The 22,502-nt window shown below is 43.1% G+C and carries 22 protein-coding genes; 19 read left to right on the top strand and 3 right to left on the bottom strand.

All coding sequences use genetic code 11. The features are described 5' to 3' along the window. The first annotated feature begins 35 nt into the window (after window positions 1-35). From BVG16_RS23165 to BVG16_RS23110, 12 genes are all read left to right on the top strand, one after another. Window positions 36-1,538 (top strand): serine/threonine protein kinase, encoded by a 1,503-nt coding sequence (locus tag BVG16_RS23165; RefSeq protein WP_158081764.1) that lies wholly within the window; start codon window positions 36-38, stop codon window positions 1,536-1,538. 49 nt (window positions 1,539-1,587) lie between these two features. Beyond that, window positions 1,588-2,550, top strand: coding sequence for an SAF domain-containing protein (locus BVG16_RS23160; RefSeq protein WP_078501572.1), 963 nt, complete (start codon window positions 1,588-1,590; stop codon window positions 2,548-2,550). Further along, the gene (locus BVG16_RS23155; RefSeq protein ID WP_078501571.1) at window positions 2,547-3,242 is read left to right on the top strand and encodes a hypothetical protein; all 696 of its coding nucleotides are present in this window, start codon (window positions 2,547-2,549) and stop codon (window positions 3,240-3,242) included. The genes BVG16_RS23160 and BVG16_RS23155 overlap by 4 nt, the downstream gene beginning before the upstream one ends. Window position 3,243: 1 nt before the next feature. After that, the gene (locus BVG16_RS23150) at window positions 3,244-4,071 is read left to right on the top strand and encodes a MinD/ParA family ATP-binding protein (RefSeq protein WP_078501570.1); all 828 of its coding nucleotides are present in this window, start codon (window positions 3,244-3,246) and stop codon (window positions 4,069-4,071) included. Between the two features lie 3 nt (window positions 4,072-4,074). Beyond that, window positions 4,075-5,886, top strand: coding sequence for a Flp pilus assembly complex ATPase component TadA (locus tag BVG16_RS23145; protein WP_078501569.1), 1,812 nt, complete (start codon window positions 4,075-4,077; stop codon window positions 5,884-5,886). After that, window positions 5,876-7,960 carry a hypothetical protein gene (locus BVG16_RS23140; protein ID WP_078501568.1) on the top strand — a complete coding sequence of 695 codons (2,085 nt, stop codon included), beginning with the start codon at window positions 5,876-5,878 and terminating at the stop codon, window positions 7,958-7,960. The genes BVG16_RS23145 and BVG16_RS23140 overlap by 11 nt, the downstream gene beginning before the upstream one ends. Window positions 7,961-7,977: 17 nt before the next feature. After that, window positions 7,978-8,463 (top strand): ABC transporter permease, encoded by a 486-nt coding sequence (locus BVG16_RS23135; RefSeq protein ID WP_078501567.1) that lies wholly within the window; start codon window positions 7,978-7,980, stop codon window positions 8,461-8,463. A 15-nt stretch (window positions 8,464-8,478) separates the two neighbouring features. Continuing rightward, window positions 8,479-8,892 carry a hypothetical protein gene (locus BVG16_RS23130; protein ID WP_078501566.1) on the top strand — a complete coding sequence of 138 codons (414 nt, stop codon included), beginning with the start codon at window positions 8,479-8,481 and terminating at the stop codon, window positions 8,890-8,892. Continuing rightward, window positions 8,889-9,437, top strand: coding sequence for a hypothetical protein (locus BVG16_RS23125; protein ID WP_078501565.1), 549 nt, complete (start codon window positions 8,889-8,891; stop codon window positions 9,435-9,437). The genes BVG16_RS23130 and BVG16_RS23125 overlap by 4 nt, the downstream gene beginning before the upstream one ends. Continuing rightward, a complete protein-coding gene (locus BVG16_RS23120; RefSeq protein ID WP_078501564.1) occupies window positions 9,424-10,401 on the top strand; it encodes a hypothetical protein in 978 nt (325 codons plus the stop codon). Before BVG16_RS23125 ends, BVG16_RS23120 begins: the two co-directional genes overlap by 14 nt. A 73-nt stretch (window positions 10,402-10,474) precedes the next feature. Then, window positions 10,475-12,028 carry an ABC-F family ATP-binding cassette domain-containing protein gene (locus BVG16_RS23115; protein ID WP_078501563.1) on the top strand — a complete coding sequence of 518 codons (1,554 nt, stop codon included), beginning with the start codon at window positions 10,475-10,477 and terminating at the stop codon, window positions 12,026-12,028. A 109-nt stretch (window positions 12,029-12,137) separates the two neighbouring features. After that, window positions 12,138-12,869 carry a response regulator transcription factor gene (locus tag BVG16_RS23110; RefSeq protein ID WP_078501562.1) on the top strand — a complete coding sequence of 244 codons (732 nt, stop codon included), beginning with the start codon at window positions 12,138-12,140 and terminating at the stop codon, window positions 12,867-12,869. A 69-nt stretch (window positions 12,870-12,938) separates the two neighbouring features. Here BVG16_RS23110 and BVG16_RS23105 read toward each other — a convergent pair whose 3' ends face one another. Next, window positions 12,939-13,457 (bottom strand): C40 family peptidase, encoded by a 519-nt coding sequence (locus BVG16_RS23105; protein WP_078501561.1) that lies wholly within the window; start codon window positions 13,455-13,457, stop codon window positions 12,939-12,941. Between the two features lie 361 nt (window positions 13,458-13,818). Here BVG16_RS23105 and BVG16_RS23100 point away from each other — a divergent pair, with 361 nt between their 5' ends. Beyond that, window positions 13,819-14,535, top strand: a complete 717-nt coding sequence (locus tag BVG16_RS23100; RefSeq protein ID WP_078501560.1) for a hypothetical protein — start codon at window positions 13,819-13,821, stop codon at window positions 14,533-14,535. Between the two features lie 74 nt (window positions 14,536-14,609). On the opposite strand, the gene BVG16_RS23095 is transcribed toward BVG16_RS23100, so the two are convergent. Continuing rightward, window positions 14,610-15,266 carry a thiamine diphosphokinase gene (locus BVG16_RS23095; RefSeq protein ID WP_332888803.1) on the bottom strand — a complete coding sequence of 219 codons (657 nt, stop codon included), beginning with the start codon at window positions 15,264-15,266 and terminating at the stop codon, window positions 14,610-14,612. A gap of 174 nt (window positions 15,267-15,440) precedes the next feature. Between BVG16_RS23095 and BVG16_RS23090 the strand changes: the two genes are divergently transcribed. Together BVG16_RS23090 and BVG16_RS23085 are read left to right on the top strand one after the other, a co-directional pair. Continuing rightward, window positions 15,441-16,058, top strand: a complete 618-nt coding sequence (locus BVG16_RS23090) for a trimeric intracellular cation channel family protein (RefSeq protein ID WP_233147149.1) — start codon at window positions 15,441-15,443, stop codon at window positions 16,056-16,058. Between the two features lie 25 nt (window positions 16,059-16,083). Then, window positions 16,084-16,554 (top strand): low molecular weight protein-tyrosine-phosphatase, encoded by a 471-nt coding sequence (locus BVG16_RS23085; RefSeq protein WP_078501557.1) that lies wholly within the window; start codon window positions 16,084-16,086, stop codon window positions 16,552-16,554. Window positions 16,555-16,636: 82 nt separating this feature from the next. On the opposite strand, the gene BVG16_RS23080 is transcribed toward BVG16_RS23085, so the two are convergent. Continuing rightward, on the bottom strand, window positions 16,637-17,365 hold the full coding sequence (locus BVG16_RS23080; RefSeq protein WP_078501556.1) for an alpha/beta hydrolase: 729 nt from the start codon (window positions 17,363-17,365) through the stop codon (window positions 16,637-16,639). 246 nt (window positions 17,366-17,611) lie between these two features. Between BVG16_RS23080 and pdhA the strand changes: the two genes are divergently transcribed. The 4 genes from pdhA (at window position 17,612) to lpdA (ending at window position 22,496) form a co-directional block, all read left to right on the top strand. Continuing rightward, window positions 17,612-18,679 (top strand): pyruvate dehydrogenase (acetyl-transferring) E1 component subunit alpha, encoded by a 1,068-nt coding sequence (pdhA, locus tag BVG16_RS23075; RefSeq protein WP_078501711.1) that lies wholly within the window; start codon window positions 17,612-17,614, stop codon window positions 18,677-18,679. 94 nt (window positions 18,680-18,773) lie between these two features. Beyond that, window positions 18,774-19,751 (top strand): alpha-ketoacid dehydrogenase subunit beta, encoded by a 978-nt coding sequence (locus BVG16_RS23070; protein ID WP_078501555.1) that lies wholly within the window; start codon window positions 18,774-18,776, stop codon window positions 19,749-19,751. A gap of 48 nt (window positions 19,752-19,799) precedes the next feature. Then, window positions 19,800-21,077, top strand: a complete 1,278-nt coding sequence (locus tag BVG16_RS23065; RefSeq protein ID WP_078501554.1) for a dihydrolipoamide acetyltransferase family protein — start codon at window positions 19,800-19,802, stop codon at window positions 21,075-21,077. 3 nt (window positions 21,078-21,080) lie between these two features. Continuing rightward, window positions 21,081-22,496 carry a dihydrolipoyl dehydrogenase gene (lpdA, locus tag BVG16_RS23060; RefSeq protein ID WP_078501553.1) on the top strand — a complete coding sequence of 472 codons (1,416 nt, stop codon included), beginning with the start codon at window positions 21,081-21,083 and terminating at the stop codon, window positions 22,494-22,496. The last annotated feature ends 6 nt before the right edge of the window (window positions 22,497-22,502 follow it).

The raw sequence follows: 22,502 nt of genomic DNA, 5'->3' as shown, positions 1-22,502 counted from the left end.
CTTTCCCTTTTTGTCGTTCAAGAGGAGTTATCGCTATGAAATGGATATCTAAGCTTCAAGTAAATCAGGTACTAGGAGGTCGATATCGGGTAAGTCAACGCATTGGCGAAGGAGGGATGAGTTATGTCTATGTGGTAGAGGATTTGAAGTTAAAGGGGAAACGTTGGGCCGTAAAGGAAACTCGATTACTTTTTCCCGGAGATGTGGCTGGCATCACAGCAGAGGCAGATATGTTAATTCAGCTGAACCATCCCTATTTGCCTCAAATCGTGGATTTTATGGGTCCGGATGAAGACGGATATATGTACTTGTTCATGGATTATATCGCTGGAGAGACGTTAGCCGCCTATTTTCAACGTATGGAACGGACTTTGCCATTTGAACATGTACTCCGTTATGCACTTCAATTATGTGAAGTATTGCAATACCTTCATGAACGAAAACCGCCCATTGTATATCGGGATTTAAAGCCATCGAATGTGATGATGGATGTTCACGGTCAGATTCGATTGATTGATTTTGGCATTGCAAGACAATTCAAGCCGAATCAAGAGGACGATACTCTTTGCTTGGGAACCGTAGGATTCGCGGCACCAGAACAGTATGCAGGCAGACAGACGGATGCTCGCAGCGATTTATATGGGTTGGGTGCGCTGCTGTTGTATCTAATTACGTCAGGAAGAGCGACGAAGTGGGAAAGAGATGTAGAGGATTGCATACCTGCGGATGTACCAGCAGCTTTTCGAACCGTCCTTGAGCAATTATTGCAGGTGGATTCCGGTTTACGGCCAGCGAGTGCACTGGATGTCCATAAGCGGTTTATGGCACTGGGGAATCAATCCAACATCATCACCGAGTCATCGAGTGGTACACGTTGGCGGGGAACAGGAACCATAGCACTCACTGGCGTCGATACTGGAACGGGGACAACCCATTCCGCAATATTGCTGGCATATTATCTGGCTAGTGAGAAACAACGGATAGCGATTATCGAGGGCATACCCTCACAAGCATTTCGACGTATTCATGAAGTATATGAAGGTGGATCGGTAGAGGATTCGGATGCCATGTTTACGATTCGAGGTGTAGATTATTATCCGTTCTCCCACACAAGGAATTTCGTTTCATTGCTTCATCATGGATATGACACGTTAATTCTGGATCTAGGGGTTTCAGATGGGGGCGTGCATGAAGAGTTTCTGAGAGCGAATCTATCTATCATCGTCGCTTCTGGGGCAGAATGGCGTCAGCCAGATCTGATTCGGTTTGCAGCTTCGATGTCGGAGTACAGAGAATCATCTCGATGGGTTTATTTTATACCGCTAGCAGCAAGCCAGACGATAAAGGATGTCATGAAAGCAACAAATCAATCGAATGTTCATGGGATACCTTATCATTCGGACCCGTTCCAGACCATGGAGGCTACCAGCGCGGTATTATCACATATTGTCCCATTAGATTTCGTTTCCCCACAACATAAGAAAGGTTTTGGAAAGTTCTTATTTTCAAGAAGGAGCAGAAGGAATGTCAAAAATTAGACAGAGGACTAAAAACTTGTGGGTTGCCGGACTTATAGGAGCTTCAATCATGGGTACGCTCTTTGTCAGTTATATGATCTATTGGCAATTTCATATTCAACAGGTAAAAAAGGATATTAACGAGCAATATGAACAACGGATTTCGAAGCTGCAAGAAGCTCAGAAGCAGCAGCAAGCTCAATTCAAGAAAGCGTGGGTTATGAAATCAGGAATTATGGCAGGCAGCAAAATTATGGCGAAGGATATTGTGCAGCGGGATGTTACGATCGAGGCGGCTGCAGCCAATTTAGTTACGAACAAAGAGGAGCTTATTGGTAAAATAGCCAAAATTGATTTGGCGCAGAACACGCCGATCATGAAGTCTATGTTGTATACAGACCAAGTTACTCCGACAGATTTACGCCATGAACAATTCGCGCAAATTATCTTGCCCCTTCATCTCAGCAATCAAGATGTGATGGATGTTCGGATCCAATTTCCTACGGGTCAAGATTACATCGTGTTGTCTAAGAAGAAAGTGCAGCTTATGGGCTCGAATATTGTAAGCGTCCAGTTAAATGAACAAGAAATTCTGATGATGTCGAGTGCGATGGTGGACGCGATGATTCATCATGGATCTATTTACGCCTTAACGTATGTCGACCCTGAGATGCAGTCCGCTTCGATTATCAATTATCCTTCCAATGCTGAAGTATTGGATCTGATCGAGACGGATCTGAACATCCTTGAGAAGGCGAAGACAGCACTAGCCAAAGTAGCTCGGCAGAAACTTGAAAAAGCCCTAGAGCAACAATTAAGCATGAGCGGGGGCCAATCACCAAGACAACCGATTCAAGATCATACGAATGACACGCAGTTGAATGCAAGCCATCCATCCACGCAACCTATAGAAAATTCATTGTCTCCATCGAAGAACGATTTGGTTGAACCTGTGACCCCGGATCAGACGCAGGTATTTGAACAGCAATCAGGTCTAGATCAGGATCCCATAGAAGGTCCGGTGCTCCCATGAGAAAAATCATCGTGATCGGCAGCTGTGAACAAAGTGATTTCATGTTATCGGTCTGTAAAGTGCTAGCACATACAGGGGATCGTACGCTCTTGATTGATGGAACGCGAGCGCGCAATACATCGCATTATGTATCATCATTGACGGATGTTGGACCGGTGGTGGAGTTAGATGGATTTGATTTGGGCAATCAATTCGCAACCTATCAAGAAGCGTTAACATGGTTAGATCGTCATGTTGACAAATATGGATATGTCATGATGCAGTCTGACGATATTGGGTTTCTTACAGGATGTAAACTTTCGGAGTTTGATTCACATGTCATCGTAACGAATGTTGAGAAAGGCAGCTTCCATCGCAATCTGTATATTGTATCCCAGCTCATCGAAACGTCCAAGCCAACGATCGAATTTATCCATTTGTATATCCCTTTCGTTATTTCAAGTATTCAAGAAAGGTACGTTGAGGAGATGTATGGAGCATTCGCGTTACGATGGTCGGAGAATATCTATAGAATACATTTTGACGAGAAGTTGTTCGAAAGATTTATCGATAATCAATATGCAGAAAGCATTCAACTCCAAGGGCTGCCAAGAGCGTATATACACAAGTTACTCGAGCTTACGGTACAATTGACAACCCTTGATCTACGAAGCGTGAAGCAAGCATTCAAACAAGCCAAAAGGAGAAGATGAAATGGGAAAGCAAGTTGTCTTTTGGGGACCCGTCCATGGACAAACAGGTACAACATCAAATTTAATGGCAACGGCATGTATGATCGGACTGGAAAGCACCATTCGGTCGCTCATTGGTCATACACACGGCTCTTATTCAATACTAGAACCGGCACTTTTAAAAGATACCTTGGAATCTTTGGGTACGACATTTCAAATATCAGGATTAGATGCCTTAGAGCGGTTAGCACGTAATCAGCGATTAACGTCTTTGAATGTATCTGATTATACAGTTCCGTTGCTATATCAACGTCTGGATTTATTGACGGGGTCTAATCATCCCGCGGATTCGATTGATCATCAAGGGGAGTGGATTGATATTTTTGACCAAGCCAAGCGAGGCTATGATCTTGTGATGATTGATGTGAATAGTGGTCTAGGGCAATTGAATACCGTTCATATGCTACAACAATCAGATATGGTAGTCATTAATTTAAATCAGAATGCAGTCCTATTAGATCGATTACAAGAATATCAGGAGCTTACTGACTTATTAAAAGAAAAGAATTGCGTTTTTGTCCTAGGTCAATATAATGCCCATTCAAAGTATACGGCACGTAATATCGCTCGAAGATATAAGTTCGTTCAAGAGTTATATACGATCCCGCATTGCGTCGATTTTATGGATGCATGTAATGATCATAGCGTCATGGAATTTTTATTAAGACACCGTAATGTTTCCAGCCGTCATCCGAACGCCCCTTTCATAAGGGATGTCCGCAAATTAGCTGATGCGATTCTGAAGCATACAGGAATCCACTCCAGGCTCTTTTGTGAGAAAGGAGCTTAGAGCATGGCGCTTCATCCCCTACTGAATATTGGGGTTATTGTCATCATCATCGGGATGGTTATCACGTTATTGTATTTTAAAATCTCAAAACAAAGGTCCAAGAATGTCGTGTCGAAGGGTTCTCCAGCGGTATGGCATGATCAATATTATTCGATCGAGCAGATGACGACTTATGTGAAAGAATTTCTGCATGAACATGTGAATGAGAATTTATATGCACGAGGTCTATCCGGTGAGGAATTACGTCGTAGGAACAATAAACGACTTGAGTTGAAGCGAGCTTTAAAAGGCTGTGTTTACGGGGACATTCAAGACAAACAATTTGTTAAGGACTTAATTTATGATTTGTTGCAACAAACGTATGGTCTTACAGAGGAACATATGAATCAGATTATCCCGTTTGAAGATGTTGATCGTTGTACGGATCAGGATTTATTTGAAATCATCCTATTTATTAATAAGCAGCATCATGGATTGAATACATTATCCCATCTGATACAGACCTATCATTTGGATTGTCCGATGTATTCATCAGAAAATGGTGATGTTGAGAGCTATCGAATTACAGCGGAAGATATTCGCAGAATTTATCAGAAGGAAGCACGTACCTTATCCTTTGAGCAGAAGTTACATATTATCGTCCAGCGTATTTATCAGTCCTATAAAGGGTTTAGTGTGATTGATGAAATCCGAGACATGCGAATCGATGGTGTATCGGGCGGTGTATCGGGACATCCGGCATGGACATCCATGATGGATCTAGCCGGTCAGATGACAGGAGAGCCTATACAGGAGAGGAATACGATACCCAAATCGTATGATAGCATTTGGATCTTTTATCGCGGGAAGTCGATTCATTTGTCTTTTTTAAGTTTCGGTTCGGAACAAGAGCTAAAGCGTGTGTGTCAGAACATTTATAAATATAATAACCCGGGCCAATTATCCGAGACGGTAGGTTATAAAGTAAATGAAATGAAGGACGGTTCGCGTGTCGTTGTTGTTCGTCCGCATTTTGCAGAATCTTGGGCGTTTTTTGTTCGTAAGTTCGATATTCCACGCGCAACGCTCGAATCGTTGATTCAAGATCCGAATGCTGAGATGGTTATTGGATTGCTGAAGTACTTAATGAAAGGGGCGAGAATAACGGCAATTACAGGTCAACAAGGGAGCGGGAAGACCACACTGTTAATGGCTTTAGTCAAACATATCTATGGCACATTAACTTTGCGGGTGCAAGAAATGGCCTTTGAGCTTCATCTTCGCAAAATTTATCCGTACCGGAATATTCTGAGCTTTCGAGAAACAGATCACATCCGTGGTCAAGACGGACTTGACGTACAGAAAAAAACCGATGGCGCCGTCAATATTATTGGCGAAGCTGCAACAGATCCTGTGGCTTCGTGGGTTATTCAGTCTGCACAGGTAGCAAGCTTATTCACCTTGTTCACGCATCATGCCAAGACATTTAAGGATCTCGTATTTTCATTGCGTAACTCGTTGTTGAAAACGGGCGTGTTCTCGAACGAGCATATCGCTGAGCAGCAGGTTGTCAATGTGATTGGATTCGATGTTCATCTTCGTATGGATCGGAACGGTCATCGATATATTGAACGCATTACCGAATGTATTCCACTTGAAGGTGCTCCCACGTTTGAAGCTAGAAATATTATCGAATATCGTGATGGTGCTTATTGGGCTGGAAGCCGACTGTCCGAACGCAGTGTTCGTGACATGATCGAACATATGACGGTTCAGGATACATCCAACTTCTACGCATTTATGGATCAACATTGGAGGGGTGATCTTGGCGACTAAGTCCATACTTTATGCCATATTGGGCATTTCGGTTATTCTTGCTTTCTTGCTGTTCGCAGGCTACCGCATGCTGGAACGTAGACAAGCAGCACCTTCAAGTCCGCAGTGGGGTACCAGACAAGCCTGGGAACGCGTTCGTGTGAAGAAATGGCGAGAGCAATTGAATTTTATGTATCAGCGCTTGTATGTGTTTCTCTCACGCATTCCTCTGGTTCGTAAATACGTTCGCAAAGTGAGAAGAAGGATTGCGAGTATTCATGCCTATGACGAACTAACGATGCGGAAAGAAACAGTTCATATCGTCGTGTTAACGCTTGTTATTCTTTTGATTACGTTTGTTTTACTCCTGGTGATGAAGCAGAGTCTTACCTCATTTATCATGGTTTTGTTAAGCGTTCTGATCATGAATAATACGATGATCGATATGCTTGTACATCGTGTGGAGAATCGATTGTTAAGACAGTTCGTACATTTGCTAGGAGATGTTCGTCATTATTATCATGCCCATGGCATGGTGGAGGAAGCGATTATGGATGCTTCCGAGCATACGACACATGAAGCGGGTCAACATGGCAGGCGAATCTATGATATCTTGACTTCGGCAGAAGCTGAGGTGGAATTAGAGCAATATTATGAAGTTGCGCTAAATCGATTTTTGAAAGGTTTCGCAGGGATCTCTTATCTTATTTTGGAATATGGCGATAAAGTGCTTCAATCCGGTTCGTTGTACTTAAATGCGTTGACAAAGCTCACCCAAGAAGTGCAGATGGAATTATTGCGCAGAGAGAAACTGAGTTACTTATTACGCAGCCTGACCCTGATTGCTGTTGCACCGGTACTATTCGCAGAACCGTTTGAAAGGTGGGCCCGCAATCATTTCATCGCCATGGGACAGTTCTATGATTCGAAACTTGGTGTTCTCATGAAAGCATTGGTCTACATCACGATTCTTGTATCGTATGTCTTATTGCGTAAGATCCAAGAGAATGATGAGGGTAAGTATGCGCGAGTGAAGCGTAAAACGACTTGGGAAAAAGCGATATACAATCTGAGATTTGTCAGACCTGTCGTGGATGCATGCATGCCACAGTATTTTTCGAAATCCTATGCTCGAATCCGGCTTCTGTTAAAGGATGGGAACTCGCCGCTGCCTATGGAATGGTTCACATTACATCGGCTAGTGTATGCGTTCGGTACAGGTCTAGCAACGTTACTCTTTTGTTCCTATCTTCATGATGTGGGGACCCATCAGATCTTGCAGGTGACGTCTGCGTCAGGCATGCTGCTTGGGCAGACGAGTGCGATTGAACAGCAGAAGATGAAGGAACGCAACCAAGTGGAGCAGGAAATCATTCAACGATCGTTAGATGAGACAGGGGATGTTCGGGAATATGTGGCGCAATCCTTGTCCAGATCATCATTGAAATATCGTACAGAATCCGAATGGAAAGAACATATCAACGTCATGATGAACAAAATCATGCTCCGTCAACAAGAATACCTGAAGTGGTGGGAAGTATTGCTGAGCATTTTAGTCGGATGGTTAGGCTATTATCTCCCGATGTTCATCTTATGGTTCCAGAAACGGTTACGTGCAATGGATATGAAAAACGAAGTGGATCAGTTCCTTACGATGATCGGAATTCTATCCCAAATGGAGCGAATATCGGTCGAGAATATGGTTGAGTGGCTGGAACGGTTCGCGTCATTATTCAAAGAACCTCTCCAGGTATGCTTGCTTCATTATGAAGCGGGTGCTGAACAAGCCCTTGAGGAATTAAAGGATCAAGTCACCTATGTACCATTCGTTCGAGTGATTGAGAAGTTGTTACTGGCGGTGGATAAAATTCCAGTCCGCGATGCTTTTGATGATCTGGATGCTGAACAAGCCTATTACCGAGAACAACGGAAACAAGAAGCAGAGCGGGTTCTGGATTCGAAGTCTAGCTGGGGTCAGATGATAGGGTTTATGCCCTTGTATGCATTGATATTTTTGTACCTTGTATTTCCGCTTGTCTATACAAGCATGAATCAAATGCAGAATTATTACGAACAAATTCAAAAAAATAATTAAAAGGATGGGTTAATCGTATGGGTAACGCACAAAAAGCTTTGGTTATGGCAGCAGGAATCTTTCTTGCTATTGCATTAATTACAATTGCGGTTGTTTTGTTTATATCGGCACAGGAAGCAACGAAGACGGCGCAGAACAACTTTTCCAATATTCAGACAGAACTCTCCCAGACTGCTTATACAGTATATGATAATACAGTTGTGAGCGGCTCCCAAGTCGTAAATGCATTACGCAAATTTGCAGATAAAGAACAATTCGGTATTCAAATCGTAACGGGGAAAAACCGCGCAGGATCCTGGTATGGCAAAACAATTAATACGAATGGGGCTGTAGATAACCCTGACTTTGGTTCTGTTGTTGAAGGTACCGATGCGACGGGTAATCTGACAGAAGCATCAGATGAGTCCAAAAAAGATTATGTGAATCCGAGCGGGAAATTTAAAGCAAAAATCGTTACAGATCGCAGCAATGTAATCCGTGGAATTATTTTTGAACAAAACTAAAGTGGGTTGCTGGAGATGTTAGGCAACCATCTACGCAACATGTTATGGGGGAGTGTTTCTGTCGTTTTATTTATCGTTTCGCTAACGATCTCATGGGACCTATCCAAGGATATCACAAAAGCGATTGATCATAACTATCAATATCTGTCTGCTTCCGATCGTGAAATAACTACGACAACGATGGAGTTAACGTCACCGAATGTATCTCGCGCGACCATTCTTCAATCCATTGCAGATATTCGCCAAGTGGGGGTGAAGTTGACTGTGGAGGGGATGTCATTTGATCCGTCGATGGATCTCGATTCATGGGATGTGCATGCTATTCATCTGAAGACAGCCTATCAACCTTCTTCTATTCGGGATCCGGAGGGGAATGTCATTGAAGTACAATATGAAGCGGTGGAAGATAGGGGAGATTCACAGCGTTGAATGCACTAGAGAAGGTATTCGCTATTTTTATGGCAGTTTGTTTATTATATCTATTTCCTTTGTCCCACATGTTTGAACAAGAAGATGAGATTTCATATCTGGTTGCATTTCAGTCTGTGACTGATTTTGTTGATCGTGTGCGCGATAAAGGATACATCACGCCTCGGATGTATAATGAATTCGAAGAGCGGCTAAGTGCTACAGGAAATAGCTACGATATTGACATGCAACATGCACGTAAACGTTATACGCCGGTATATCAGGATCCAGCGAATGCAAGTACTTTCCAGAACAGAATTGAGGTGCATGACGAGATATGGTACCAGTCTCAGATCATGCAAATCTTATTCCCGGACAATGCACTTCCAATGGATCAGTCTGAACGCAGATATGAACTTCATATTGGAGATATGTTTGAGGTGACGATCAAGAATAAGAATCCTACGCAAGCAGGTGTGTTTCACTCGTTTTTAACCCAACAAGAAGATTCTTCAACCCGTATCTTTATTCCCTATGGAGGGATGGTACGTAATGAAGATGACTAAGCTTGCGATTCTAGCAGCGCTCATTCTATTTCCATTCTTTGTGGTACATGAATTTAGAGTTGTGGATCAGAAGCACGTACTCACGACGAAGATGCGATATGATGCAGCGATTCATGCGGCTGTCGATGATGCAGCGCAGTCTTTAATTCTTAATTCAGAACAAGCACAGGAATCACGATATGATTCCTTGAAGCGTGTAAAGCTGAATCGAGTTGAAGGGATCAGAAGCTTTTATCGGACATTGTATACGAATTTTGACGTTACTGAGGACGCTAATGGGCAATCATTGCTTGATATTTACATCCCTGTCATTGCGATGATCGGATATGACGGATATTATATCTACGCGGATGAAGAGTTCAAGAACGAACAGGGTGAGACTGAGATTCGCCATGTCTGGAGTATCAAAAAGCCTTATGCTTATCAGGATAACGCAGGGAATACCATTGCGTTTACACTGGATAATTATGTTATTGCCTACGATCAGATCAATAGGACATGGGTCAAAGGGTTCCAACGTGAAATTGGAGAGTCGACTTCGATATCCTTATTGCAGCCTAACGCGATGTTTGAGCAAGTGCGTCGACAGTCGATCGTACATTTGATTCAGGAAGATCTGCGTTATTACTTACAGAAACACAATACATATGCGAAGCAACTGGGAATTACGTATACCTTCACATTGCCTACAATCAGTCAAGAAGCGTGGAACAATACAATAGATGATGTTGGGGTCATTGCTTTTGTACAAGGAATTCCAATAGGGGATCAGCATTACAACAATTATGCTTTAGGCGGAGCCAGATTAGTGAAAGCATCTACGTACCGAGGGATACAAGCGAACGGTGTGAAATATTATTACCGGGAAAGGGACTGTGCATCAACGCTTCCTACGATTGAAACCTTCCTCTCAGAGAAAGAAGCAGCCCTGCAGGGGTATTATCCATTGTCATGTCAACGCTAGTTTGTTACAATTAACAATTGTAATTTTGAAGTATTCGTTGATTCTGATTTGGATAAGGAGCTTTCATTTAAATATGAGTTTATTAACAGTAGAAGATGTGTCCCATAACTTTGGCGAACGGCAGCTGTTTAAGCATGTTTCATTTCGTCTTTTAGCAGGAGAGCATGTTGGTCTTGTGGGCGCAAACGGTGTTGGGAAATCTACGCTTATGAATATCCTGACGGGCAAGCAGCTTAAGGATCAAGGAAAAGTGGAGTGGATGCCGAAAGTACGATATGGCTACTTAGATCAGCATACATTGCTGACGCCTGGTAAAACGATCCGTGATGTTTTGAAGGATGCTTTCTTGCCTTTGCTCGAATTGGAAAAGGAAATGATGAACATCACGGATCAGATGGCAGATGCCAATCCCGATGAACTGGATATCTTACTGGAGCAGATGGGTGAGATTCAGGAACAGTTGGAAATCGGAGATTACTACATGCTGGATGTTAAGGTGGAGGAAATGGCGAATGGCCTTGGACTAGATGTCATTGGACTCGATCGTGACGTAGCGTCGTTAAGCGGAGGTCAGCGTACCAAAGTTCTATTAGCCAAGTTATTGTTGGAGAAACCAACGGTATTGCTCATTGACGAGCCTACGAACTATTTGGATGTAGAACACATTCAATGGTTGACGAACTATCTGAAGGAATATCCGTATGCGTTCATTTTGATCTCACATGATACCGAATTTATGAATCAAGTCGTAAATGTCATTTATCATTTGGAATTTGCCAAAATGACGCGATATACGGCAAACTACGAGAAGTTCTTAACCATGGCAGATATGAATAAGAATCAGCACATCGAAGCCTATGAGAAGCAGCAGGAGTATATCAAAAAACAAGAGGATTTCATTCAGCGTAATAAAGCCCGTTATTCTACATCCAGTCGTGCCAAGAGCCGTGAGAAACAATTGGATCGGATTGAGCGAATTGATCGTCCGGAAGAAGCATCCAAGCCAACCTTTCAATTCAAAGAATCACGGGCAAGCGGTCGTACGGTGTTCGAAGGTACTGATTTTGAAATTGGATATTCACATGCTTTGCTGCCTAAAATGTCGATGACCATTGAACGCGGGGAGAAAATTGCGATCGTTGGTTGCAACGGGGTAGGTAAGTCCACGCTGCTGAAAACCATTCTAGGCAAAATCCTTCCGATTAGCGGAAAAACCTATCTTGGGGATTACTTGCAGCCTGCTTATTTCGAACAAGAAGTGAAATCTGCCAATATGACACCTATAGATGATGTATGGAATGAATTCTCCTATATGAATCAGCATGAAGTTCGCGCTGCACTTGCACGTTGCGGATTAAAAAATGAGCATATTACACGCCCATTGCGTATGTTGAGTGGGGGAGAGCAAGCCAAAGTCCGTTTATGTAAGCTTTTGATGCATGAGAGCAATTGGTTGCTTTTCGACGAGCCTACGAACCATTTAGATGTTGTGGCAAAGGAAGAACTTAAACGCGCCCTGAAAGAATATAAAGGTACCATCTTACTTGTATCCCATGAACCTGATTTCTATGAAGATTGGGTCACGAAAATTTGGGATGTAGAAAAATGGTCGCTGCAGAATGCCTAATCCATATAACCGCTCGGAGACGAGCGGTTTTTTGTTGTTCTGATGCATGTTTTTATCGGCTTGTGACACACTATTCAAGATAATAACGGACTGACGGGTGGAATTTGAGGTGCCAGAACGGATTTTAATTATTGAGGATGACACGGATATCGCCAGATTGGTTCAACAGCTATTCGAATCAAATGCGTATGAAGCTGTGGCCGTGCATGATGGAGAAATTGGGCTGAAAGTGGCATTAGAAGAGACGTGGGATTTAATTCTGCTGGATTTAAGTTTGCCTGAAATTAGCGGTATTGAATTGTTAAAGATCCTTCGTGATCGAGGCAAGAAAGTGCCCGTTATTATCGTGACCGCTGTGGACCGAACGGAAAGCGTTGTGGAAAGCTTTGAAATCGGTGCAAATGACTATGTAACCAAACCATTTAATACGAGTGAATTGTTGGCCCGAGTTCGTAATATGCTGAACATATTCAGCCATATCCAGGACCGACAACCATCAAAGCATCCCATTACGGTTGGAGACTTACATATTGATCCAGAATCCCGCAAAGTAACCCGTGGGGAGGATCAGATGGAGCTGACACCCAAGGAATTTGATCTATTATGCTATCTTGCCAGCCATAAAAATAAAGTATGCTCCCGTGAAAACATTTTAAATGATGTCTGGGGCTATGATTTTATGGCAGATACCAATGTCATTGATGTCTTTATTCGATACTTGCGTCAAAAAATTGATAAAGGCCGAAAACATAAAATGATTCAAACGGTTCGTGGGATCGGATATTCCTTGCGCGACCCAGAGAGTACTGAAATGAACGAAGAGGAACAAGAAGAGAATTAATACGCATCAAAAGAGCCTTTTGCATGATCGCAAAAGGCTCTTGGTCATTTATATGGATAGGTGGGTAAGCTATAATACACGTCGCGCACCGACATAACCATCTTTCCATGTCGGAGCATCTAAATCCGAAAACGTTACACCTGGACTGCCGTACGTATGAAGAATACGCCCATTGCCTGCGTAGATAGCAACATGGTTGACGTTCCCATGACCGTTGCGATCGGTTGTAGAGAAGAAGACGAGATCGCCGACTTGAAGATCTGATTTAGATACCTTTTGACCCACATGGGATTGTTCAATGGATGAACGCGGTAAATCAATTCCAATCTGTTTGAATAGATATTGCGTAAAGGATGAGCAGTCAAATGTGTTGGTATCACCGCTGCGTGCACCGAATGTATAGGGAACGCCCATAAAACGCGAGCCTGATTTGATAATTTGATCTGCTTTCGAAGAAGAAGTGATTTGAGCGCTTGGGTTTGCGTAAGCTTGGTGATGATTTGAATCTGCGAAAAGTACGCCTGTTAACCCAAATGTCGCACATAGTCCGATAGCGATAAGTTGTTTGATGTGTTTTTTGTTATTCATAAGAACCTCCGTTTATCGTGAAGTTATGTTTGACACACAAGGAGTATAACAGACAAAACCTCTCCTATAATTTACTAATCCCTATTACATACCAGATGCCGCAAGGCATTCGGACGTATTATTAAAAAATGATAAAAAGTTTTCATCTTTCTTTTCTTGACAGCGTTTTCTTTGCGTACTTTTTTGCTAGAATGCTTGCGTGATAAGAGTTTAAGGATGCGAATGAAACATGACAGAACTGTCATGATGTTTTTTTTATTTCATCTTCAGGAAAAATTTATGTTAAATTCAGAAACCATGACAAGAATAGAACGTGTAGATGTGCAGCACCATCGCATGACATATTCAGGAGGAATAAGGAATGAAAAAAAATGTTGTTTGGTTCGCAGCAATGGCTGTGATGTTATTTGCTATACCAATGCATACTCAAGCCGCTACGGACGAGTCTATGACTGCGACACAAAGCCTAGAAGCGACGAGTCAGACTGAGAAGCAAGCCTTCCCCGGTCCTGCTCATCATGGACATGCATCCAAGAAAATATTCAGCGCGAAATTGCAGACATTGTTGAAGCTGGATGAGAAAGCGCTGCGGGAACAACTAAAAGGAGGCAAGACACTGGCCCAAATCGCCGAAGCACAAGGCGTCTCTCGTGCTGATTTAAAGGCAACGCTAATTGCAGCCAATAATGAATCATTAGATCAAGCCAAAGCCAAGTTTGTCGAACACGTAGATCGCATCATGGATTCTACACTGCAAGATCATGGTAGACATAAACGCCATATGAAGCTTGATTTTGCTGAGACGGCGAAATTGCTTGGGATGAGCAAAGAGGATTTGAAATCTGAGTTGAAGAAAGGAACAACACTTGCTGATTTAGCGAAGCAAAAAGGGGTAGAAGTTCAGAAGGTCATTGATCTCCTCGCATCGCAGATGATCACGCGTGCTGACCAAGCCTTGAAGGATGGAAAGATCACACAGAACGAATATAATGAGCGAAAGACCAAAATCAAGGACGTGGCTACAAAAATCGTGAATGGCGAGTTCCATTCTCGACATGAGCAGTCGAATTCCAAATAAAATCTTACGTGTAAGAGATGCTGCACAAAACGAGAAAAGGCCGTCGAAATTCGACGGCCTTTTCCAACTATATTCTAATCTTTCGATTGAATGACAAGAAGTACGCCATCGGCGATATGAATGATTCCCTTTTCGCCAACCAATTCATTACTGACGGACAGAGACTTCCCTAACGTTAAAGTTGCTTGGTGAAGGGGGTATTGGAAACCTTCTAAGGTAACCCCGGTCACTTCCATGGATAGGGGCAAGAGTGAGACATATGTAAAGCCGTGATCCATCACCGTAAATGATTGTCGAGCGTCCATTAAACATATTTCATTATGATCATCTGCGAGGGTGCATTGAATCCCTAATTCTAAGGTGCGCCGCAGAAGATGAACATTGGACAATGAATGATCAAACCGAGTTCCTAGGGCACCCAGCATCATGATCTCGACAGGTTGTTGTTCAAGTGCAATCTCAAACGCCATCTCCGTGTCCGTTAAATTCTTATAGACGGGATCACAGTCAATAAAGCGATCGCAATTTATCGCAATGTCTATTTTCATTTCCTCTGTAACAGAATCAAAATCCCCAACTGCAATATCCATATGTATGCCATGTTTCGTTAAGAACGCGGCTCCACGATCAGCTCCAATAATGAAATCTTCGGGTTGAATATATTTCAAAGCTTGCTCCGATAACTGACCACCTGAAAAGATCACAACTTTTGTTTTAGTATGCTGCATCATTCTAGCCTCCGACATTTACAATTCGATCCCATAGGGTCTTGCCAATAGCTTACCAATCTCCTAACCATCTCGCAATGTTTTCGCCCTAATATTAAGTGTTGGCAATTGTCGAATATCCATATAAAATGAAAAAAACGAATTTTATTCATCAAGATGGAGAAAGGATGCATAGCGTTGGATTTGGAAGTGTTTGAACTTTTCAGCATCATTGGCACCATAGCCTTTGCCATGAGCGGAGCGGTAGTCGCTATGGAAGAAAAGTATGACATCTTGGGTGTGTTCGTTCTTGGCTTAGTAACCGCGTTTGGCGGGGGCGTCATTCGTAATGTGCTGATTGGCGTGCCGGTTACCACCTTATGGAGTCAAGGTTTATTTTTGAAAATTGCTATTGTTGCGACAGCTATTGCATTCGTCTTACCGCTTAAATGGATTCGTCATTGGAAACGGATTGAGGCATTCTTTGATGCGATCGGCTTATCTGCCTTCGCGATTCAAGGGGCCTTGTATGCTACACACATGAATCATCCTGTGAGTGTTGTAATGGTTGCTGCCGTTCTTACGGGGATCGGGGGCGGAATGATTCGGGACTTATTGGCTGGTCGAAAGCCACTCGTACTGCGAGATGAGATTTATGCAGTGTGGGCCATGCTTGCCGGATTATTGATTGGGCTTGGATGGTTAACGACAGATATTGAAATGCTGGCCTTATTCGTTGTTGTTATTGTCTTACGTATGTTCTCTGTATATTATAAATGGAAGCTGCCTCGTCGTTCGATTCAGAAGATGGGCTAACACGTAACAAAAGGAGGGTTTTGCGATGAAGCAAATCCATGTATTATTCGTATGTCTAGGAAATATCTGTCGCTCGCCGATGGCCGAGGCGGTATTCCGCCATTTGGTTCATGAACGTGGATTAGATCAACAAATCATGACCGATTCCGCAGGCACGGGAGATTGGCATATTGGGAAACAACCTCATGAAGGTACAAGGGGGATCTTGGACACCTATCAGATTTCCTATGAGGGAATGAAGGCACGTCAATTTTCAGATCATGATTTTAATGGGTTTGATTACATCGTATGTATGGATAACAACAATCTGCGCGATGTGAAGAATATCCCCGGTAGTCAACAACATTCGCACATGATTCGATTTATGGATTTACTTCCTGAGGAGAATGAAGAGAATGTTCCGGATCCCTATTACACAGGGAACTTTGAAGAGGTCTATCGGTTGGTAAGTACGGGTTGTGTGAGACTCTTAGATCAGATCCAGCACAGCGCATAGCCATTTTTAGACATAAAAGGAGCGACATCCATCATGGAATGTCGCTTTTGTTTTGGATATAGTAGTGTCACATGTAACCGTTTTATTGTAAAAAGTATTTCAGAGCTTCCGGGATGTGCTGCTGCCAGAATCCCCATAAATGATAGCCGTCTCGTTCGTCGTATTGGATCTTGGCATGCTTCTCAATAAATAGATCTCGCGTTGCCCGGTTATACGCGACGAAATCAAACGTACCGTGATCGGTCTCAAAGGACGTCTCTTGTAAGCCGACCAGCATCCATATTTCTAGCCAAGATAAATCCGGTTGTAGAGCAATGATCGATTGTGAGTCTGGATAGAAAGCACCGGAAAGGGAAATAACTTTCTTGAATAAACTCGGGAACCTGAGCGCAATATGCAGGGAGACACTTCCGCCAAGCGAGTCGCCAGCAAGAATCCGAGAGTCCGCATCATTGCGAACGGGATACTTACCTTCTATATAAGGGATGAGTTCATGAGCAAAAAACTGTACATAGTTCTCATGCCGTTCACCGCTAGGCGAATACTCTGAGGTGCGTATTCTTTTATCCACTTCAACCCCAACAATAATAAAGGGTTCAATATCATCATCCAAGATGATTTGATTGGCATGTGTCGCTACACGTCCAAAATTGAAGAAGTCTTCGCCGTCTTGGCAGTAGACGACTGGATAACTTAGCCATTCTTGATAACCCGGCGGAAGATATACTCTTAAATTCCGAGTTTCGTTTAAATAGGAGCTTTGTACCTCTTCTTTGACAATGGTTCGTTTCAAATAACGATCGTCTGTCATGGAATCACCTTTTTCGTAGTAGTATCCGTATGTTTTGTAAATAATAGGGGGGATAACCCAACATTTTCACGGAATCTTCACAGTTGTATTAATCTGTACTATATAAATGTTGGGACTGTTATACATACAAAAGAACAAAATATGTCGTTTAAAGCGATATTTTTTGACCAATTGCATATAACAGGTGTATAATAAATTCTATAACAGAGGAAAATGATTTTCAAACTTTTTGTTGAGGTGAAGAAAATGAGTAAGCTTTCTTTCGAAGTTCAGGCGGACGCAGTTGAAGCATTATCTGTACTATCCCCTGATGGTGAAATTATTAATGAAGCAATGATGCCGTCTTTAACAGATGAGCAGTTAAAAGAAATTATGTACCGTATGGTATTTACTCGTACTTGGGACGAGCGCGCAGTAAATCTTGGTCGTCAAGGACGTCTTGGATTCTATGCACCTGTATCTGGTCAAGAAGCATCCATGGTGGGTAGCGTATACCCATTGCAAAAAGAAGACTTCGTTGTTCCTGCATATCGTGATATGCCGCAAATCGTATGGCACGGACTTCCGCTTTATCAAGCGTTCTTGTATTCCCGTGGTCATCAACATGGCGGACAAATTCCAGCAGGCGTTAACGTATTGATGCCGCAAATCATCATCGGTGCACAAATTTTGCATGCGATGGGTCTTGCAATGGGCTTTAAATTGAAAAAACAACCACAACTAGCAATCACATACACAGGTGATGGTGGTTCTTCCGAAGGTGACTTCTACGAAGGTCTTAACTATGCTGGCGCATTTAAATTGCCGGTTATTTTCTTTGTACAAAACAACGGTTATGCAATTACGACACCATTCGCAAAACAAACCGCTGCGCAATCGATCGCTCATAAAGCTCTTGCAGCAGGTATTCATGGCTTGCAAGTAGATGGTATGGACGTATTGGCTGTTATTAAAGCCGTTGAAATCTCTGCTGAACGCGCTCGTAAAGGCGAAGGCGCTACATTGATCGAAGCGTTGACTTACCGTTTCCGTCCACATTCCATGGCTGACGATACGACAAAATATCGTACGAAAGACGAAGAAGCTGAATGGAGCATCAAAGATCCACTTGTTCGTTTCGGTAAATTCCTTGAGAAAAAAGGTCTTTGGTCTGACGAAGAAACAGCTCGCGTAAAAGACGAAGCAAAAGCAAAAGTAAACGAAGAAATCAAGCGTGCTGAACAAACAGAAAAAATGACTGTTGCAGGATTGATTGACAGCATGTTCGAAGTAACTCCGAAACATCTGGAAGAGCAAAAAGCAGACTTCCAATAATATAGATTCGAATTGATTCGGCTTAAATGATGGACACGACATACAAGTTCGAAGCAAAGTGCTTCCGAACACGTTTAAGGGAGGAAACGAAGCAATGGCACAGATGAATATGAAAGAAGCAATTCGCGATGCAATGCGCGTAGAGTTAAACCGTGATCCTAACGTTGTGATTTTCGGTGAGGACGTAGGTCATGTCGGCGGCGTGTTCCGTGCGACTGAAGGTTTACAAAAAGATTTTGGTGAAGAGCGTGTATTCGATACACCGCTTGCTGAATCCGCAATTGGCGGTATGGCATTAGGTCTTGGTATCCAAGGTTTCCGTCCGATCGCAGAAATTCAATTCGTTGGATTTATTTATGAAGCACTAGATCAAATTTGCGTTCAAGCTGCACGTCTACGTTACCGTTCTGGCGGTCGTTATAATGCACCAATCGTATTCCGTACACCATTTGGCGGCGGCGTTAAAGCTGCGGAATTGCATACAGATTCTTTGGAAGGACTTCTTGTTCAAACACCAGGGATTAAAGTGGTTGTTCCATCGAACCCATATGATGCAAAAGGTTTGTTGATCTCAGCAATTCGTGATAACGACCCTGTATTCTTCATGGAGCATTTGAACTTGTACCATGCATTCCGTGATGAAGTACCTGAAGGCGAATATACAGTTGAGCTTGGAAAAGCAAATGTTGTTCGTGAAGGTAAAGATGTAACGATCATTGCTTATGGACTTATGGTACGTACAGCAATGAAAGCTGCAGAAGAACTTGAAAAATCCGGTATCCAAGCAGAAGTGATCGATATTCGTACGCTTGTACCGCTTGATATCGATACGATCGTAGCTTCAATTAAGAAAACAAACCGTGCAATCGTGGTTCAAGAAGCACAAAAAACATCAGGTGTTGCTGCTGAAATCATTGCCCAAATCAATGAAAAAGCAATCTTAAGTCTAGAAGCACCGGTTCTTCGTATTACTGGTCCAGATACGGTTTATCCGTTTGCACAAATTGAAGACCAATGGCTTCCGAACCCTGCGCGTATTATTGCGGGTGTAAATAAAGTACTTAACTTCTAAGAAACAGACATCAAAGAGCAGTGATAAAGGATAAGGGAGGTTTCTCGCGTGGCTAGATTTGAATATTTGTTCCCAGAATTGGGCGAAGGCTTACACGAAGGCGAAATTATTAAAATGCATATTAAACCAGGTGATACCATCACAGATGAAGATATCATCATGGAAGTTCAGAATGATAAAGCAATTGTAGAGGTACCAAGCCCGGTTAACGGTAAAGTGCTTGAAGTTTTAACAAAAGACGGTCAAGTATGTCATATGGGTGAAATTGTTGCCATCATCGAGGCTGAAGGTGATATTCCTCATCAAGAAACTCCAGCAGCAGAAGCTCCGGCGGCAGCTGCACCAGCAGCTCCAGCGGCTGAAGCAAGCGCACCTGCGGCAGCAGCGGCTCCTGCACCTGCAGCACCGAGCAAAGAAGTTCTAGCAACACCAAGTGTACGCAAATTTGCACGCGAACAAGGCGTTGACATTGCACAAGTGAACGGTTCTGGCAAAAACGGAAAAATCACTCGTGAAGATGTTCAAGGATTTGCTAACGGCGGAGCGCCTGCAGCAGCGGCAACAGCTCCAGCAGCTGAAGCTCCAAAAGCAGCAACTCAAGCAGCTTCAACAGTAACTGCGAACGGTGAAGAAGAACGTGTACCATTCAAAGGAATCCGTAAAGCGATCTCCAATGCGATGGTTAAATCGGCTTACACAGCACCGCATGTTACCATCATGGATGAAGTTGACGTTGCAGAATTGGTTGCATTCCGTACTCGTATGAAACCAATCGCTGAGAAGAAAGGCATTAAAGTAACTTACTTGCCGTTCATCGTCAAAGCGCTTGTTGCGGCTTGCCGTCAATTCCCTGCTATGAACGCAATGATCGACGAAGTGAACAACGAAATCGTCTACAAAAAATACTACAACATCGGTATCGCTACAGATACAGATAACGGATTGATCGTTCCTGTCATTAAAGACGCAGATCGTCGTAACATCTGGACAGTTGCAAGTGACATCAAAGATTTGGCTACTCGCGGTCGTGACGGCAAATTAGGCCCTAACGAATTAAAAGGCAGCACAATCACAATTACGAACATTGGCTCTGCGGGCGGTATGTTCTTTACACCAATCATCAACTTCCCTGAAGTTGCAATCTTGGGTACAGGCCGTATCTCTGAGAAAGCCGTTGTTAAAAATGGAGAAATCGTTGCTGCACCTGTGATGGCATTGTCCTTGAGCTTTGACCATCGCCTAATTGACGGCGCGACAGCACAAAACTTCATGAACTACATCAAGATGTTGCTCGCTAACCCAGATCTATTAGTAATGGAGGTGTAATCAATGGTAGTAGGAGATGCTTCTTTAGAAATTGATACAGTCGTAATCGGTGCAGGTCCTGGTGGTTATGTCGCTGCGATTCGCGCAGCACAATTAGGACAAAGCGTATTGATCGTAGATAAATCCGAGTGGGGCGGCGTATGCTTGAACCGCGGATGTATCCCTTCAAAAGCGTTGATCTCTGCAGCGCATCAATATGAAACAGTTCAAAACGCTTCTTCCATGGGAATTACGATGGAAAATGTGAAAGTGGACTATTCGAAAGTTCAAGAATTCAAACGCGGTGTCGTTAGTAAATTAACTGGCGGTGTTGCTGGCTTGTTGAAAGGTAACAAAGTACAAATGTTCAAAGGTGAAGCTATGTTCATCAATGAAACAGAAGTACGTGTGTTCAACGATCAAGAAGCTCCACGTTACAAATTCAAGAACTGTATTATCGCTACAGGTTCCCGTCCAATCGAATTGAAACCATTCCCTTACGGCGGACGTATCTTGTCCTCCACAGAAGCTTTGGAATTGCCTGAAATTCCAAAAAGCTTAATCGTTATCGGCGGTGGTTACATCGGTGCGGAATTGAGCCAAATGTTCGCGAAATTCGGAACGAAAGTAACAATCATCGAAGGCGCAGATATGGTATTGCCTGGATTTGATAAAGACTTAACTCAACTTGTGTCGAAGAACATGAAGAAACATGGTTTCGAAATCTTCACAAAAGCACAAGCGCAAAGCGCAACACAAACCGACAAAGACGTAACTGTGAAATTCACAGTTGACGGTAAAGAACAAGAAGTTACTGGCGACTACTTGCTCGTAACTGTAGGACGTCGTCCGAATACGGACGGTGAACTTGGTCTAGACATGATCGGTGTGAAAATGACAGATCGCGGCTTGATCGAAGTTGACCACCAAGGTCGCACGAGCATTCCTCACATCTACGCGATCGGTGATATCGTGCCTGGCTTGGCACTTGCTCACAAAGCTTCTTATGAAGCTAAAGTGGCAGCTGAAGCTATTGCTGGATTGCCAAGCGTTGTAGACTACAAATGTATCCCAGCGGTATGTTTCACAGATCCAGAATGCTCCAGCGTTGGTTACAGTGAAGCAGAAGCGAAAGAAAAAGGCTACAATGTAAAAGTGGGTAAATTCGCTTACGTAGGTAACGGTCGTGCATTGTCCTTGAACGCACCAGAAGGCTTTGTTAAGATCGTTGCTGATGCTGAAACAGGTCTTGTCCTTGGCGGACAAATTGTTGGTATCGAAGCATCTAACTTGATTTCTGAAGTTGCTCTTGCGATCGAGAATGCTTTAACTCTTGAAGATATCGCATTGACAATCCATGCGCATCCAACGCTTGGTGAGCTTGTGATGGAAGCAGCTGAAGTGGCACTTGGCCACCCAATCCATGCAATCGTAAGATAAGATTGT

Source organism: Paenibacillus selenitireducens (assembly GCF_002021565.1).
Classification (GTDB): domain Bacteria; phylum Bacillota; class Bacilli; order Paenibacillales; family Paenibacillaceae; genus Paenibacillus_K; species Paenibacillus_K selenitireducens.
Note: the sequence above shows the minus strand (reverse complement) of the source record. Positions and strands in the feature narration are given on the sequence as shown.